Below are 16,578 nucleotides of genomic sequence, written 5' to 3' on the forward strand. Positions count from 1 at the left end.
GATTTCTCAGCCCTTTCCGCGTGCTCTTGTCTTCGAAAATCCAAACAGCCTCATGATTCTGCTGATTATTGGAGTGTGGAGCATCATGAACTGGGCGACTTTGAGCACCCGGAAGATGCGCTTCGGCTCCTTGAGCAGGCGGTACAGCCATTCGAGCTGGAACCGGATCCATATATTCGGGGCGCGCTTGGCTTCTCCGGAGAGGACGTCGAAGCTGCCGCCAACGCCCATGAAGACCCCTTTGTCGAAGCGGTCCATATGGCGTCTGATCCAGTGTTCCTGCTTCATCATGCCAAGGGCAACGAAGATGATGTCTGGCCTCGTTGTGGCGATGTCCTGGACGAAAGCTTCATCATCGAGGTCGGCATAGCCATGATGTCGTCCGGCGATTTTGAGGTCGGGAAACTTCTTTTGTGCCCTTTCGGCCGCCTTCCGGTTTGATGTCTCCTTCGCACCGAGGAAATAGGCACTGTAGCCCTTCTCTTCGGCATGGGCGAGCATCTCACGCATGACATCGATTCCGCTGACACGCTCCTGGAGCGGTGTCCCCATCATCTTCGCCGCATTGATGATGCCGATGCCATCCGGCAGTACGTGATCGGCGGACTGGACGGTCTCCCTGAAGTCGGGGTGGTCCCGTGTGGCAATGACGATCTCAGGGTTCGCGGTGACGATGAAGCATTTGTCTTCACTTGCGAGACATGGACGGATGGTGCTGTCCATGAAGCCTTCCAGCGTAGTATTCGTAAAACCTATGCCCATCACTGTGACGTTTCCGTGTTGTTCAGTCATAAAATCCCCTCTGTTTCTATAGAAAAATACCGGCCAGGGTGACCGGTGCCTGTGCGTTTTATGATCTATACCATCTCTTCCGAGACGCTGTTCATGTGGACCCAGACGGCCTTCTCTTCGCGCTCGATCCGGCCACGGTACCATACATTATTTCCAACGAGTACGGTCTGGTCCACGGTGAAAGCAAAGCCGGCATAGTCTTCAAGTGATTCGTGCACATACTGCTGCTTTCCACCCCAAGGTGCGGTGGAGGCGTACCCGCTGCCCGTCAGTGCAAAGTGCTTCTCATCACGGTCGACCAGCGTGTGGACGTGTGCAGTCGCTTCGGTTGCGCGGATCCAGCCGACGATCCCTTCCGTTCCGCTTGCTTTTGTACTGAGCAGATAATAGTTCTCGAAATGGTACGTGGCTTCCCGTTTGACATGGTAGACCCGGTTCTTGTATTTTTTGGCGTTCTCGACGCCTTCAGAATCGTTGGGGGCCCGCAATATTTCAGTGACGTGCGCTTTCAGGTGGGCGAGCTTGCTGACCGGCTGGACGCTGTACTTGTGCGAGATTTCGAGGTCATCATCTCCGTCATCCAGAATCAGAAGACTGCCGACCTTGCGGTAGTCATCACCATTCGCCTCGCGGTTCATGGTTCGTGTGCGGTACTCATTGCGCTCATCCTTCGACATCTTCTGCCATTTGGTGAGGAATGACTCGTATAGCGGGATGACATCCTTCACTTCGCCGAATGCCTTGACCCGCCCGAATTCGAGCCACAGTATCTTGTCGCAGAAGTTCTTGACCTGGTTGATCGAGTGGCTGACGAATATCATCGTCTTGCCCTGTTCCTTGAACTCCATCATCTTCTGGAGGCTCTTCTCGGCGAACGCCCGGTCGCCGACGGATAGCGCCTCATCGATGATGAGGATGTCCGGATCGACATTGACGCTGATGGCAAATCCGAGGCGAGACTTCATGCCACTGGAATACGACTTGACCGGCTGGTCGATGAAGTTCTCGAGCTCGGAGAATGCGATGATGTCCGGTTCGAGCTCCCTGATCTCATCCTTGGAGAAACCGAGCATCAGGCATTTCAGCTCGATGTTGTCCCGCCCCGTCAGTTCATCATTCAAACCGGCCGCCACCGCAATCAGCGACGTCTGGCCGTTGACCTGGACTTCACCGCCGGATTCGGGGACGATGCCCGCAATGATGTTCGACAATGTCGACTTTCCGGAGCCATTGATGCCGATGAACCCGATGACGTCCCCCTGTTCCGCCTCGAAGTCCACACCGTTCAGTGCATGGAATACCTCTCCATGGGATCGCGGACTGAGCAGATCGAAGATGCGTTCCTTCTGATTGTCGTACAGTTTATACTTTTTAACCAGATTCCTGGTCACGATTGTTTTGGTCATTTATATCCCTCTTATAGGTAGTCAATGAAATTGCGTCTGAATTTGACGTGAAGTGCAGCGCCGATTGAGAGCATCACGAATATGAGTCCCCAGAAGTACAGCGTCAGCTCCCAATGGGTGATGAAATACCACTCGGTGCCGAAGAATACCGAACGGTATCCTTCAATCAGGTATACGAGCGGATTCAGCTGCATGAGACGCATCAGTGTCGGAAAGTCCGACAGCAGCGTCAGCGGCCACAGGACACCGGAAAGATACAGCGCCATGCGCAGGAGCGAATTGAGCAGCAGGTGCACATCTCGGACCAGCGTCGACAGGGTCGACGTGATCAGTGAGAATGAGAACACCAGCGCATAGGTCCCGAGGATGTAGTAGAGCAGCTGGACATAATATATATTGATGTAGTAGCCGGCGAACTGGAAGACTACAAACGCAATGACGAGCATGATGAGATGCGTATAAAATTTCGAGAATATCGCAATGTTCGGTATGAGGCTCAGCGGGAAGGTCATTTTCGACAGCATCTTCAGCCGCCGGTAGATCGACTTCGATGCTTCGATACTGCCCTGGAAGAAGAACGTCCAGACGACGAAGCCGATGAAGAGCCAGAAGAAGAATGGCACTTCCATGCCGCCCATCTGTATCGGTTCCCGCTGCCTCAGTGTGGCGAAGACGAACCAGTAGATCAGTATGCTGATCAAGGGCGTCAGGACTTCCCACACGATGCCGAGGTAGTTGTTCTGATTTTTGCTTTTTATGTCATACATGGACAGTCGTCTCACAAGGTAGAAGTGATTGAACTGCTCCTTCAATACGACCCATATGGATTTCATCTGTTTTTCACAACCATTTCTTTCATCGTTGTTGAATTATACAATTTTATCTTTTAAATGACAAATAATCTCATCACTGACGCGCTTTGAAGCCTGACCGTCCTCGAGGTCGCAGAATCGCTTGCGGAAGCTTACGGTGTCATATTTCTCATTGAAATCCGTCTTTTCCGTCTCCCTTATGGCGTCAAGCAGTCCATCCGTCGTCCGGATGATCGGACCCGGCGCTTCTGTTTCGAAGTCGAAGTAGAAGCCGCGGATCTTGTCTCGGTAGTTGTCGATATCATAAGTATAGAAGATCATCGGGCGCTCGAGGTTCGCATAGTCGAAGAACACCGAAGAGTAGTCGGTGACGAGGAGGTCGGAGATGACGTAAAGATCCCGGATGTCCTCGTATCTGGAGAAGTCGTACAGGAAGCCTTCATACTGCGACAGGTCCAAGTTCTCCGCAATGAGGTAGTGCAACCTTAGTATGATGATGTAGTCATCGGACAGTTCCCTGTACATCCGGTCCGTATCGAACTGGAGGTCAAACTTGTACCTGCCACGCGCGTGATAAGCGTCGTCCCGCCACGTCGGTGCATAGAAAATGATTTTCTTTCCCAGGGGTAATCCGAGTTTCCTTCGAATATTCTCTTGGGCCGCCGAGTCATTGTTCACAAACAGATAATCGTTCCGTGGATAGCCCGTCTCAAGGACCCGTTTGTCATACTGGAAGGCCCGCCTGAAGATATCCGTTGAGTAGCGGTTCGGGGAAACCAGATAGTCCCATTTGCGTGCTTCCCTTGTGAAATTCCGCTTGTACTTCTCCGTTTCCGTCCCTGGCATATGTACCGTCCCGATATCCGTGCCGAGGCGCTTGAGGGGTGTCCCGTGCCATGTCTGGAGATAGGTCGTATCATGGGGTTTCGGAATCCAGAGCGGCAGGCGGCTGTTCGTAATCCACAGTGTCGCCTTGTTCATGTAAATCATCCAGCTCGGCGAGAAGCGCGATACATATGGAATCTCCATTTCCTTGAAAATCTTCCTGTGGCGCCTGTCGACGCTCCAGAGCAGCCGGTATTCCGGATGCTGGATGGACAAGTATTCGTACAGTGCCCGTGGATTGTCGCTGTATTGCCTGCCGAGGAAGCTCTCGAACATGATGAGCCGATGGTCCTTATGGAAGCATTTTCCAAGGAGCCAGAATAATAATTTGTAGGATTTCAATGTAAGAACCTTTAAAAATTTCATAATCACCACACCTGAAATAATATTTATTTTCTCAAATATGATATAATTTACACCATCTTTACCATATCCAACATATCTACAATATTATATCATTATCGAGGTATATCAGGGGGCATACCATGAAAAAAGTAATCACATACGGTACATTCGATCTCATCCATATGGGACACATCAATATCCTGAAACGTGCAAAAGAGCTGGGTGATTATCTTGTCGTCGCCATATCGACGGATGAGTTCAATATGCTGAAGCACAAGCAGGCGTACTACTCCTTCGAGCAGCGGAAGCAGATCCTGGAAGCCATCCGCTATGTGGATGAGGTGATTCCGGAAGAGACATGGGACCAGAAGATCGAGGATGTCAAGGCGCATGACATCGACATCTTCGTCATGGGCCACGACTGGGAAGGGGAGTTCGACTTCCTGAAGGACTATTGTGAGGTCATCTATCTCCCAAGAACCGAAGGCGTCTCGACGACGAAGACGAAGATGGATCTGTCAAACCGGCATGATTAGGGAATTTGCCATCACCGTCTACCTGGCGGTGGTCCGCATCATATTCACCCTGTGCAGGATTTTCCCCGTCAGGAACAAGACGGTCATGCTGGCGTCTTTCGGCGACAACATTCAGGAAGTCATCCATGAAGTAAACCGGCGTAAGGACTCCCGTGTCATCGTGCTGAAGGAGCCGACGTGCAGGAGGGAATTATTCATAGGCGTGGAAAATGAAGACCTCATCCGTTTCTCGCCTGTCCATCTCCCGGCATTCATCCGGGGAATCTACCATCTTGCCACAGCCAAAGTGGTATTCGTCGACAACTACCATCTGATCCTTGCGGCATGCAACTTCAGAAGAAGGACGACGTGCGTCCAGCTATGGCATGCCAATGGGGCGGTCAAACTGTTCGGACTCCGAGACAAGACGATCCATGGCCGGCCGAAGTCTGCCCATAGGCGATTCAGACGGGTGTACGGCCGGTTCCATAAGGTCGTCGTCAGCTCGGACGGGATGGCGGAGATTTTCAAGCAGGCGTTCGATCTGGATGAAAGCAACATGCTCAGGACCGGCGTGCCGCGGACGGACTTCTTCCATTCGGAGGAGCGGCTCGGGAAAGCAGGGGAAGAGGTGCTTGCGGCGCTGCCGCAGATCAGGGAGAGGACCGTCATCCTGTATGCACCGACATTCCGGGATGGTGCATTCGCCGTGCACGACCTGCCGCTCGATATCGAAAGGATGGAGAGGGCACTCGGTGACACCCACCATCTGCTCATCCATCTGCATCCGGCGGTGGATTTCGAAGGATTCGAAGCGACCGGTTTTGCGACGGATACCACGGGGCGCCATGACATCTCTGCACTGCTCAGCGTGACGGATATACTCATTACGGACTATTCATCGATTCCGTTCGAGTTTTCGACGCTTCGCCGGCCGATGATCTTCTATCCATATGATCTGGAGGAATATGAATCCACGCGCGGCCTATGGTTCGATTATCACGAAACGGCACCGGGTCCCGTCGTCCATACGACGGAGGGCATCATCAGAGCAATCAAAGAAGATACGTTCAGCCCAGAAGCCATCGAAGCATTCGATCGGGTATGGAACAAGTATGCCGACGGGCATGCAACAGAAAAGCTGATCGATGCATTATACAAAAACACGATTGAGGACTAGTCCTCAATCGTGTTTATTTTTTCCATCACTGCTTCATAGATGCGTTTGCGGTTGTTGTGATCCTGGTATTCGAATATGCTGGACAGGTCGCCCGCCCCCGGCTGGAAGCCGTTCCGGATATGGATTTCGATGGCGTCGACCAAGTCCTCCTCGGTCTTCGCCATGTCACCGATGAATGTCTGATATAGGGGGCGCAGCCGGCCCTGCCTGAAGAACTGGCGGACATCGAAGTGGTAGTAGATGACCGGCTTGTTCATCAGTGTAAAGTCGAAGCTGACACTGGAGTAGTCCGTGATCAGCAGGGAATGTTCAATCAGCAGATCCTGTACCGTCCGCTCACCCAGTCGGATGAAGTGGATGTTCTTCCCCTGGTCCAAATATTCCTCATTGAAGTACCGCTGTGCACGGTAGTGGGGGTAGAAGTTCAGATGCACATCATTCTCCTCAAGCAGCTGGTTGAGCCGCTCGTTATGGATCAGGCTGTGATAGCGGGCGTAATACCTGCTTTTGAGGAAAGCCTCGTCGGTGCTGATCCAATCCCGCCATGTCGGCATGAGGAGGATGTCCTTAGTCGCATTATGGTGGGGCAGATGGTCGAAACGGGCCAGCCCTGTGACGGCGACTTCCGTTTCTTCATATCCCATCTTGCGCATGACGACATCATATTTCTCCGCCTCACTGCTGACGATGAACAGGTCGAACGGGAGGTCGTAGTACTTCTTGTCATATTCCACCGGCTTCCTCCCGAGTACCCCATGCTGCAGGAACACCTTGACCGTATCCTCATAATGGAAGAAGCCCCGTGCCGTCTTGTACGGCAGCAGATTCTCAAGGTCATGGGTACCGAGGAGGACACCTGCCCTGAAGGCAAGATCGAAATGACGCTTCGACCCGAATGCGAGCACATTCTCCACATCTTTAATCTTCGCATAGTCCCCGGCGGTCTCCTCGATGACATAGTATGCCTCGATATTCGTATTTTCCTTCAGCCATGTAAACAGGGCATAGCCATTATCCTGGGCTGTGTCGTACCGTTCGCCGAGCAGCCAGATGTTCATATCCTTGTGGCTTGTATCTTCCGGTATATCGACGGAAGCGGGGATCATGAAGCTCTCGACCTTCAGGTTGTTGTAGGGCGTCGTCGTAATCAGGTGGTGATGGATATTTCCTGCTTCGTCGACCACTTCATGAATGTCGTAGAAATTATCCTTCCTGTAGTCGGAATGCCCATATTTGATCTTCTCCCGTCGCAGCACTTCACCGCTCGAGTGGACGATTTCGATGAATACATCGATGATCGTCTTGTCCTTGCTCTTGATGTCGATGAGGTCCACCGTCTTGAGATCCACGGTGAATTCACTGCTGATTTCGATACGTGTAAAGTCCTCGGAATACCGGTCGACGAAGGTCATATAGGGTGTGCTGTCGATGAAGGCATCGTCCCCACCAATATATCCTTCGAAGCTGAAGTCATTGATCTTAGTCACCTGGCGACGCAATCGGCGTCTCGTAACCTTGAAGCCGAGCAGGCCATCCCTGCGCCGATAGAACCATATTTTGAACTTTTCATGATGGAAGGGTACCCACAGCCGCTCGTTGAAGCCGAATGTCTCAAGGTCCGCGATGTCGGGTTGCAGACGGACCGGTTCTGATCCGGCAGTTTCAAGCATGAACCGTTTCCGCGATATGTTATTGATCAGTGGAGAGAGCGGCACACTGACGTCCACGCTGTCCCCCGTCTGTTGCTCCGGAATCGGAATGCGGAATGTCTCCTCTGTTGAAGTATCCACGACCAGCAACGCAGCCAGTTCGACGGTTGGATCGATGGAGAAGTGCATCCGCACGGATTCATCTTCGAGTGTGCTGTGGAACGCAAGCACATCTGTTCTGTGGCTGGTGATTTCCGCAGTCAGCCGGCCATCCTGTGTAGAATATGTGATTTCATGATTCAATGTATCCATGGAAAACGGCGGACCTGTGTAGCGGACCGGTACCAGTTCAAACTCCTTCAGAAGATATACATCCGGCTGTCCTGTGATCACTTCCGAGAAATCCGTGACCCGCAGGATGGAAGCGTCGCCCGATGCATTATCCATTGCCCGGAGTTTGCTCTGGTAGAGGAAGGCAAGTTCATAATCCGTCAGGTCATCCATGCCTTCGGCAGAGAAATCAAGCTGACTGTAGCGGCTGTCGAGCTTCGTTAGTCCAACCGGCTGATCCGTTTTGAAGCGGTATTCAGGCAGCAGATTGGCAAGCGACAAGTTACCGCGAATGATGGATACGTTGAAGTATCGATGGTTGGAGAAGAAGGACCGGCGCCGCTCATATGCATCGGTATCCGGCCGGACGATCAGCCGCTTTCGGCCGAGCATCATTTTTATCGCCGACCGTCCTTCAGTCTGGTCGATGATGGCATACGGAATCTGAATCCTGATGCTGTCACCATGAAGGTGGTAGTCCAGCTCATAGAGTGCCTGGTCATTCGTTAATGTAACCTGGAGTCTTTTCTCCAGTCCGACTCGGATGAAGTTTTTGAATGAAAGATTCACTGTGATATGCTCCTCGTGTACAGTGATATCATGCATCGTCAATTTCTTGATCAGACGTTCCCGTATACGCCTGGGGATGGTTTTTCTGAATGTTCTTCGCAATTTCTTCTGGAACATCCCCATCAGTCCACCTCCTTTTTAGAATGCTTATTAATATTCTACCCGATTCACCACCATATAGTGTCCGGATTCATTTTTACAATCAAGTATAAAGTATATCAGGCGAGATGCTTTTCTTCATTATAATATAAAAGATGCTGAAATATAAAAAGGTTCGATAATACCCGAATGGAGTATTTCGAACCTACTGGTGTTCTTTTAAATTATGTGGTTGAATCTCTTCGGCATGGCAGCGCATCTAATTACGAGAAGAGAGGACATGAAAAACGGCTGAGGATTCCCAGCCTCACACCCCTTTAACGATCGAAATTCTTTGGCAGCGGGACATAATCATCGTTTTCTATCATATTCCTGAACCATATTTCCTTACTTTTTTTGAGGTCGCGGATCGCCTCTTCCTTCGTATCGCCCAAGCCTTCGATACCGAACAGTTCCTCATGGAATGCAACGTAGTACACCGTCCCGTCAAAATCTTTCTCCTCTGCGACAACCACCTCGTAATTGAGGTTCATATGGTCCTCGACTGTCCTCATCCCCCATCACTCCTTGAACACTCCATTTTTAACGACTCGCCTTGGTCTGGCAGCTTGAAGTATACAGTGCATCTAAGAAGAGCGGTGAAGCATCTCTATCTATGTACGTCTTACCGCGTGTAAATTTATTATATAATGATTCACATAAAGTGTAAATAAATACTATTAGCAAAATACTGAATGTTTTCCAAATACTATCCGGCCTTCACAATCCATGAGAGTGTATCTCCATAAATGGGAAACCTGAGTTCCAAGATACAAAAAAGCCCGAGTCATCGACCCGGACTAGAATCTCACCCCGCACCTCGGGGGGATGGTATCGTTCATCCATTTGTCATGGAGCAATTCTACATATAGATCGTATGCCGCATTGCCATATATCCGGTCCTCACCGAATACATAGAGTGGGGGAAGCGGCTCATGGCTCCACAGGTCGGCATCTAGACGCGACTCGATCAGCTGTTTCAGAGACTCCAGATCTTCCCTGAAGGCTGGACTCCGCTTGCCGCCCCGACGCTGGTGCTCCATATCGCACGCTTCAAGCAGCCAGAATGTATCCGTGATATACGGGTTTCCTTCATTGTATACATGCTTCACAATCGGGTGATGCTGATACCGTGTATTCGTATCCAGCATTCCGACCAGGCTCAGGTTGATCCGCAGTATCTGGTAGAGCTCGAGCACTTGCTTGCTCAGACGGCGGTTGTCCAGATACTGGGCACTTGTCTGATGGTCAGGACTCACTCTGAAGATCTGCATCTACTCGTAGATGTAGGCGAGGACATCCAGTGCCTGTTCGACCGTTTCCACCGTGATGTTCGCCTTGTTGGACAATTCTTTAAGCGGATGGATCAGCTCTTCCGGGCGCACGATGATGAGCGGCTTGCCGAGTGTCACGGCAGCGCTCGCATCCATCGCCGTATTCCATTGCTTGTACTTCTCGCCGAACAGTGCAATCACGACATCCGATTTCTGCATCAGCACCTGTGTGCGGAGGTTGTTCACCGCAGAAGCGGCATTATCCTTGAAGTAGGGTGCAGGCTGTTCGCCCAGAATATCCTCTCCGATGTTGTCCGAACGCTCGTGATTCGTCTGCGGCCCGACGAAGTTCAAAGGCAGGTCCTTTTCGTCCGCAATCTGCTTCACGTCCTCGCGCCAGTCATCATGGATCTGCCCTGCCAAATATACTGTAAGTTCCATAACTCATCCTCCTAAGTTGTGTTACTTTAATGATAGCTGAAAATGAAAAACTTTCAAATCATCCATATGGAAAGGACACCCGAAGAGGTGTCCTAACAGTCATTCCATCGTATTGCCTTCTGCCGGAATCGGGTGCTCCTTGAATATACGGGCCAGATGCATGGTGTTGTAGGCGAGCATCCGTACATGCGACTTCGTGAATTCATTGTCCTGGCCAGCTTCCATATAGGACGGCCCGGGACCGGCGTCACCGACCCAGTAGGTGTCGACGTTCGGCGGAATGGTGAATCCGTTATGGGCCAGGCTGTATAGGATGCTTTGCGCTGCATGTTTGGCTCCATCCTCATTGCCCGTCACGATGGCACCGCCGACCTTGTTGTAGAAGATGGACTGTCCCTTGTCGTTGGTCAGGGAAGCACTGCCGTACAGACGCTCGATGATGAGTGTCGCTACGCTGCTCTTCTCACCAAGCCATACCGGCGAACCGATGAGGACGATGTCTGCCGCTTTGACCTTTTCTAAAATCTGCGGGAACTCATCGCCTTCGCCCATATCGTCGGCGATGCCGTAGCGGATGTTGTAGTCGGTGAGCCGGATCGATTCCGTCTCCACATCGTGCTCGTGATAGATGTTGAAGACCTCACGGGCGAGTGCCTCGGTGTTTGATGCGTCCTCTCCATACTTCAGTGTCGCATTCAGAAATACTGCCTTCAGTTTCATCGTATGACCTCCAATAGCCGTAATACATATCTCTACCACTGTTGACGTACAAAAAAACCAACAGGGGGAATCCCTGCTGGTCTACTATATCTATACGAGTTGCTTTTTTGTAAATTTGTTCGCCACCCAGCGGATGGTCAGTCCTGCTGCGATGAACAGGCCAATGTATCCGAATATCGGATAGAATATGTTGACCAGATCCACGAATCCTACGAAGCTCAGTGCATAGCCGAACAGCAGGCCACCTGCAAGCAGTAGCTTATACTTTCCGGAATACGCAACTGTGAACCGTGTCAGGAACGGGTACATCAGTCCGACTGCCGTATTGTAGATGACCAGCAGCATGACGATGGACAGTCCCAGGCTCAGTGCCGGGTGGATGCCGTCTGCGAGCAGCAGGGTGGGCAGTGCCGCCTCGTTGGCAGCATTCAGGTTCGCAAGCATGCCGCCGTTGATCAGAAGCATCAGCAGCATGATGATTGCCCCGCCGACCAGTGCGCCACGCCTGGCCGCTTTATGTTTTGAAGCTTCGGATCCCATGACGGACAGGAAGCTGAATGCGGTCGCGAGTACGAGTCCACTGTAGGTGATTGCGTCCCACCACCAGTGGCCGGATGGTGTGCGGTCGATCTGTGCATACTGGTTCACTTCACTCATCGGCACAGCCGGATTGAAAACATTGAATGCCGCGATGATGAGTACGAACGCCACCAGGAATGGTGTCACTGCACCGAGTACTGCAACGATTTTATTGAAGTCGAGCAGCAGGGTGGCGAATACCGCCACCAGCATGATCAGTGATCCGAGCCACGGGGCCACACCGAAGCTTTCGTAGAATGCAGAACCCGCCCCTGCGAGCATGATCACTGCGATGCCATATAGGAAAAAGACAAGGATGTAGTCGATTGCCTTCCCAATCATATCTCCAAACATTGTGTTGATCGGTTCCTCGTGGGAATCTGCCTTTAATCGGTAGCCAAGTTTAGCCGCTTGCCGGCCAACAAACATGATGATCAGTGCCGATAGGAGGATTGCAGCATAGCTCCATGTCCCGTAGTTCGTAAAGAACTGGAGTATTTCCTGGCCAGTGGAAAAACCGGCCCCTACAATAACCCCCGTGTAGGCAAATCCAATCATCATTGATTCTCGTCGATAACTCAAAAAATCTCCTCCGTATTTGATTTTTGACTTTAGTTATATAGACGCTACTCTGAAATTTAAACAATATTTTGATAATTAAACAAGAAATAGTGAAATATTTCTCATATTATAGCGATTCAACACTTTATATCAAAATGTTGTAAAATAACGCTTTCATCTGATAAATTTAGAAAATATATGCAAAAAGAAGCTTTAATCTGATATAGTAATAAATTGTAAACATACATAGCATATATACATATAATTTTGGAGGCCAACATGGAAGAAACATTGAATCTGGAAGACATTCTGGAAGTCATAAAGAAAAATTTGGCGATGATTATCGTCCTTGTACTACTCTTCGGTTCAATCTCTGCATTCGCAACCGCATTTCTAATGACCCCGCAATATGAAGCCAATACGCAAATTCTCGTCAGCCAGTCACAGGATGCTGAAAACTCGGTCAACAACCAGGATATTCAAGCAAGTCTTCAACTGATCAATACATACAGGGATATCATAAAGAGTCCCACAGTGTTGGATGATGTCGTAAACAATCTGAACTTGGAACAGACAACAAGTGCATTGGCTGAACAGATTACCGTCAATAACCAAGACCAGTCGCAGGTCGTAACGGTGACGGTCGTCAATGAAAACCCTGAGGACGCAGAAATCATCGCCAATGAAATCGCAAATGTGTTCCAGGAGAGGGTCATGGAAGTGATGAATGTCGATAACGTCTCCATTCTGGCACCGGCAAATGTCGGTGAAGATCCATCACCTGTATCTCCACAGCCGCTCATTAACATAGCAATTGGTATCATTCTTGGTGGACTGCTTGGACTCGGAATTGCGTTCCTGCGTGCGTTTATGGATAAGCGTGTCACGACAGAAGAAGAAATGCAGAAGCAACTTGATTTGCCAGTTCTTGGTACGATTGCGAAATTCGAAAAGTAGGAAGGAAACTGAATCATGTTTGGTAAAAAGAAAACACACACATATGTATCAGGCCCCAGGCAACTCATCGTTGAAAAACAGCCGAAATCTCCAGTTAGTGAACAGTTCCGTACAATCAGAACAAATATCATGTACTCCAACATAGATACCGAAATCAAGACGGTAGTTTTCACATCTGCTACTCCAGGGGCAGGCAAGTCAACGACGGCGGCCAACGTTGCGGTTGCTTACGCGCAATCCGGCAAACGTACTGTACTGATTGATGCCGATCTGCGCCGCCCAACGATGCATTATACATTTGAGATGACGAACCAGCGTGGGATGTCTACAGCCATCGTCAACGATGTCCCTGTAGAAAATATCGTGAGGGAGACACAAATTGAGAATCTTGACCTTGTAACATCTGGACCAATCCCGCCGAACCCTTCAGAATTGCTTTCTTCAAAGAAGATGGCGCATCTACTGAAGACGTTCTCCATGCATTACGATATGGTCATCATCGATACGCCACCACTACTTGCAGTGACAGATGCCCAGGTGATGAGCAAGATTACCCATGGCACTGTGCTGGTCACGAATGTGGCAGAAAACAACAGGGAAAGGCTCCAGGAGGCAAAAAAGCTGCTCGAGAAGGCAGATGCCAATATCCTGGGTGTAGTTATGAACAACAAGAAGATGGATACGAAGAAGGATGATTACTACTATTACTACGGGAGCGAATAGCGATGATTGATATTCATAACCATGTACTTGTCGGAGCAGACGACGGACCACAAACAGAAGAGGAAGCAGTATTGCTTCTCCAGCAGGCAATCGACAATGGAATAACGGATATCATTGCGACCCCCCATCATTACAGTGGGGACTTTGTTAACCCAAGAAGTAAGATTTTAGAAAAAATAGACACACTCAACCAGATCATTTCACAACATCAATTGGACATCAACGTACATCCCGGTCAAGAAATCAGAGTGAATGGGAGCTTCGTCGAAGAGTTGAAGTCCGGTGTAAGCATCCCACTCAACCAATCGCAATATGTGCTGGTTGAGTTTTCTTTTAATGATATACCAAATTATGTTGACCCTTTATTATATGAGCTACAGATGAGTGGCTACACACCGCTCATTGCACATCCGGAACGGTGTAAACCAATCATCAAGTATCCAGACAAGCTGCATGAATACATTGAAAAAGGTGCAGTGGCTCAGGTGACTGCAGGTTCGGTTGTTGGAGAACTGGGTCAAAACCTCAAAGAGACGAGCCTTAAAATGATTGAAGCGCATCTCGTTCATATCATTGCCAGTGATGCCCACCATGCAGAACTGCGACCATTCATGTTGAAAGAAGCTTATGACATGGTTGAGAAAGAACTCGGATCCATTTATATAGATGACCTGAAGTATAATGCAGAAGCGGTTCTTCTTGGTAAAGAAGTGAAAGTGAAGCGGCCTTCCAAGATAGAAACGCACTATAAAAGCAAGAAGAAAAGAAAAAAGAAGAGATTCTTAGGGATATTTTAATAGAAAGAAGCGTGTTGACTTATGGGAGCAAAAGAACGATATATACTCCTTCTTATCATTGATTCACTGATTGTCACATTCTCAGTGTTCATCGGGTATTATATACTGGCACCATTTTTCCTTCAGTATACAATGCCTGTACTTATCACAACTTCAATAATCCTATTGGTCAGTCACCATGTTTTTTCATATGTATTCAATCTCTATCATCGGGCATGGGAGTATGCAAGTGTAAGAGAATTGATGGCAATTGCTCAAGCTGTAACCGGATCAATTATCATTACATATGTACTTAACATGTTAATGTTTCAGACTACCTTTACGCGATTGATGATTATTACTTGGATGATGCACCTTCTATTGATTGGAGGATCTAGACTATCTTGGCGCATAGCAAGACATCGTCTCATTGGTAGAGATAATAGTAATATTGAAATGAAGCGTACACTTGTTGTAGGTGCGGGTAAAGGGGGATCTTTACTCATTAAACAAATATTGGATACACCGGCAATGAAGATGTCACCAGTAGTGGCAGTAGATGATGACTTATCTAAACAAAGGATGGAATTGGCTGGGGGTGTTAAAGTTGAAGGCACCAGAGAAGAAATTGGACACCTCATTAAAAAATATGAAATTAATAAAGTTGTTATAGCAATTCCTTCTTTAAGTAAAACAGAATTGAATGAAATCTATGAAGTGGCAAGTAATGAAAATGTAGAAGTAATGATTATGCCTAACATAGATGATGTGATGTCAGGTCGAGTTGAAGTGAATGCATTGAAAAAGGTTGAGGTTGAAGATTTGCTTGGACGAGAACCGGTTGAACTCGATTCAGAAGGAATTGAGGAGCAGGTGAGAGACCGAACAGTGCTTGTAACTGGAGCAGGTGGTAGTATAGGTTCGGAAATTGTACGTCAGATAACTAAATTCCAGCCAAGAAGAGTAGGATTGTTAGGTCATGGTGAAAACAGCATTTATACTATACTTGAAGAAATGATTGTCACAAATGACAATATAGAATTTATTCCTATCATTGCAGACGTACAAGACTGTGACCGAATTTTTGAAGTTTTCGAGAAGTATAAACCTGATATTGTATATCATGCGGCTGCTCATAAACACGTACCTTTAATGGAATACAATCCTAAAGAAGCAGTAAAAAATAATATTATAGGAACGAAAAATACAGCAGAAGCTGCTTGTAAGTACGAGTCTAAGAAGTTCGTACTCATCTCTACTGATAAAGCAGTTAACCCTCCTAATGTAATGGGTGCTACAAAACGAGTGGCTGAGATGTTCGTTCAAGCTCTAAATGAGAAATACAGTAAAACTACGCTTGTTGCAGTGAGATTTGGAAATGTTCTAGGAAGCAGAGGATCTGTTATTCCTAAGTTTAGAAAACAAATAGAATCAGGGGGGCCTGTAACAGTAACAGATGAGCGAATGACAAGGTACTTTATGACTATACCTGAAGCTTCGCGTCTAGTTATTCAAGCAAGTACACTTGCCCAAGGTGGAGAAGTTTTTGTCCTAGACATGGGTGAACCAGTAAAAATAGTAAATCTTGCTAAAAATATGATTCGATTAAGTGGGTTTAAAGAAGAAGAAATTAGCATTAGATTTAGTGGTATTAGACCAGGTGAAAAGTTATATGAGGAATTGTTAAATGAGAAAGAAGTACAGTCGGAAAAAGTTTATGAAAAAATTTATGTAGGCAAAGCTAAGTTTAAAGATTACACAACTTTAAAGATATTTACAGAATCTTTGTCTAATACTCAAGATAACCAGGTTATAAAGAATAATTTATTAAATTTCATTAAAAATAAAAGTTAAAAAATTACGTTCGAATATTATTAATATATAATTTCTCTTTTTATATCCTTATATTATATTTCTCTTCAAAA

General features: G+C 48.2%; 16 protein-coding genes. 6 read left to right on the forward strand and 10 right to left on the reverse strand.

Going from position 1 to position 16,578, the window contains the following annotated elements; genetic code table 11:
* Positions 1–6 precede the first annotated feature (6 nt).
* The 4 genes from RQP18_RS03350 to RQP18_RS03365 form a co-directional block, all read right to left on the reverse strand.
* Entirely contained in the window at positions 7–792 is a 786-nt protein-coding gene (locus RQP18_RS03350; protein ID WP_342388747.1) for a WecB/TagA/CpsF family glycosyltransferase, read from the reverse strand.
* Between the two features lie 65 nt (positions 793–857).
* Complete coding sequence (tagH, locus tag RQP18_RS03355; protein ID WP_342388748.1) at positions 858–2,198, reverse strand: teichoic acids export ABC transporter ATP-binding subunit TagH; 1,341 nt, start codon at positions 2,196–2,198, stop codon at positions 858–860.
* 11 nt (positions 2,199–2,209) lie between these two features.
* Entirely contained in the window at positions 2,210–3,031 is an 822-nt protein-coding gene (locus RQP18_RS03360) for an ABC transporter permease (protein ID WP_342388749.1), read from the reverse strand.
* A gap of 36 nt (positions 3,032–3,067) precedes the next feature.
* Entirely contained in the window at positions 3,068–4,261 is a 1,194-nt protein-coding gene (locus tag RQP18_RS03365) for a CDP-glycerol glycerophosphotransferase family protein (RefSeq protein ID WP_342388750.1), read from the reverse strand.
* A 119-nt stretch (positions 4,262–4,380) separates the two neighbouring features.
* Between RQP18_RS03365 and tagD the strand changes: the two genes are divergently transcribed.
* Positions 4,381–4,776 (forward strand): glycerol-3-phosphate cytidylyltransferase, encoded by a 396-nt coding sequence (tagD, locus tag RQP18_RS03370; RefSeq protein WP_342388751.1) that lies wholly within the window; start codon positions 4,381–4,383, stop codon positions 4,774–4,776.
* Positions 4,769–5,935 (forward strand): CDP-glycerol glycerophosphotransferase family protein, encoded by a 1,167-nt coding sequence (locus tag RQP18_RS03375; protein WP_342388752.1) that lies wholly within the window; start codon positions 4,769–4,771, stop codon positions 5,933–5,935. Before tagD ends, RQP18_RS03375 begins: the two co-directional genes overlap by 8 nt.
* Here RQP18_RS03375 and RQP18_RS03380 read toward each other — a convergent pair.
* From RQP18_RS03380 to RQP18_RS03405, 6 genes are all read right to left on the reverse strand, one after another.
* A complete protein-coding gene (locus RQP18_RS03380) occupies positions 5,932–8,607 on the reverse strand; it encodes a CDP-glycerol glycerophosphotransferase family protein (RefSeq protein WP_342388753.1) in 2,676 nt (891 codons plus the stop codon). The genes RQP18_RS03375 and RQP18_RS03380 overlap by 4 nt on opposite strands.
* 293 nt (positions 8,608–8,900) lie before the next feature.
* Positions 8,901–9,137: a hypothetical protein gene (locus RQP18_RS03385; RefSeq protein WP_342388754.1), complete on the reverse strand. Its 237-nt coding sequence runs from the start codon at positions 9,135–9,137 to the stop codon at positions 8,901–8,903.
* 285 nt (positions 9,138–9,422) lie between these two features.
* Positions 9,423–9,896, reverse strand: coding sequence for a pyrimidine dimer DNA glycosylase/endonuclease V (locus RQP18_RS03390; RefSeq protein WP_342388755.1), 474 nt, complete (start codon positions 9,894–9,896; stop codon positions 9,423–9,425).
* A complete protein-coding gene (locus RQP18_RS03395; protein ID WP_342388756.1) occupies positions 9,897–10,337 on the reverse strand; it encodes a YtoQ family protein in 441 nt (146 codons plus the stop codon).
* Between the two features lie 99 nt (positions 10,338–10,436).
* Positions 10,437–11,057: a flavodoxin family protein gene (locus RQP18_RS03400; protein WP_342388757.1), complete on the reverse strand. Its 621-nt coding sequence runs from the start codon at positions 11,055–11,057 to the stop codon at positions 10,437–10,439.
* Between the two features lie 90 nt (positions 11,058–11,147).
* Entirely contained in the window at positions 11,148–12,197 is a 1,050-nt protein-coding gene (locus RQP18_RS03405; protein WP_373446116.1) for a YkvI family membrane protein, read from the reverse strand.
* A 279-nt stretch (positions 12,198–12,476) separates the two neighbouring features.
* Between RQP18_RS03405 and RQP18_RS03410 the strand changes: the two genes are divergently transcribed.
* Genes RQP18_RS03410 through RQP18_RS03425 form a run of 4 tightly spaced genes read left to right on the forward strand, consistent with a single transcriptional unit; the run spans position 12,477 to position 16,507 of the window.
* Positions 12,477–13,154, forward strand: a complete 678-nt coding sequence (locus RQP18_RS03410) for a YveK family protein (RefSeq protein WP_342388759.1) — start codon at positions 12,477–12,479, stop codon at positions 13,152–13,154.
* Between the two features lie 15 nt (positions 13,155–13,169).
* Complete coding sequence (locus RQP18_RS03415; RefSeq protein ID WP_342388760.1) at positions 13,170–13,877, forward strand: CpsD/CapB family tyrosine-protein kinase; 708 nt, start codon at positions 13,170–13,172, stop codon at positions 13,875–13,877.
* A gap of 2 nt (positions 13,878–13,879) precedes the next feature.
* Positions 13,880–14,674 (forward strand): tyrosine-protein phosphatase, encoded by a 795-nt coding sequence (locus RQP18_RS03420; RefSeq protein ID WP_342388761.1) that lies wholly within the window; start codon positions 13,880–13,882, stop codon positions 14,672–14,674.
* A 21-nt stretch (positions 14,675–14,695) separates the two neighbouring features.
* Complete coding sequence (locus tag RQP18_RS03425; RefSeq protein WP_342388762.1) at positions 14,696–16,507, forward strand: polysaccharide biosynthesis protein; 1,812 nt, start codon at positions 14,696–14,698, stop codon at positions 16,505–16,507.
* Positions 16,508–16,578: the final 71 nt, after the last annotated feature.

Origin of the sequence: Salinicoccus sp. Bachu38 (genome assembly GCF_038561955.2) — a bacterium.
GTDB classification, from domain to species: Bacteria; Bacillota; Bacilli; order Staphylococcales; family Salinicoccaceae; genus Salinicoccus; species Salinicoccus bachuensis.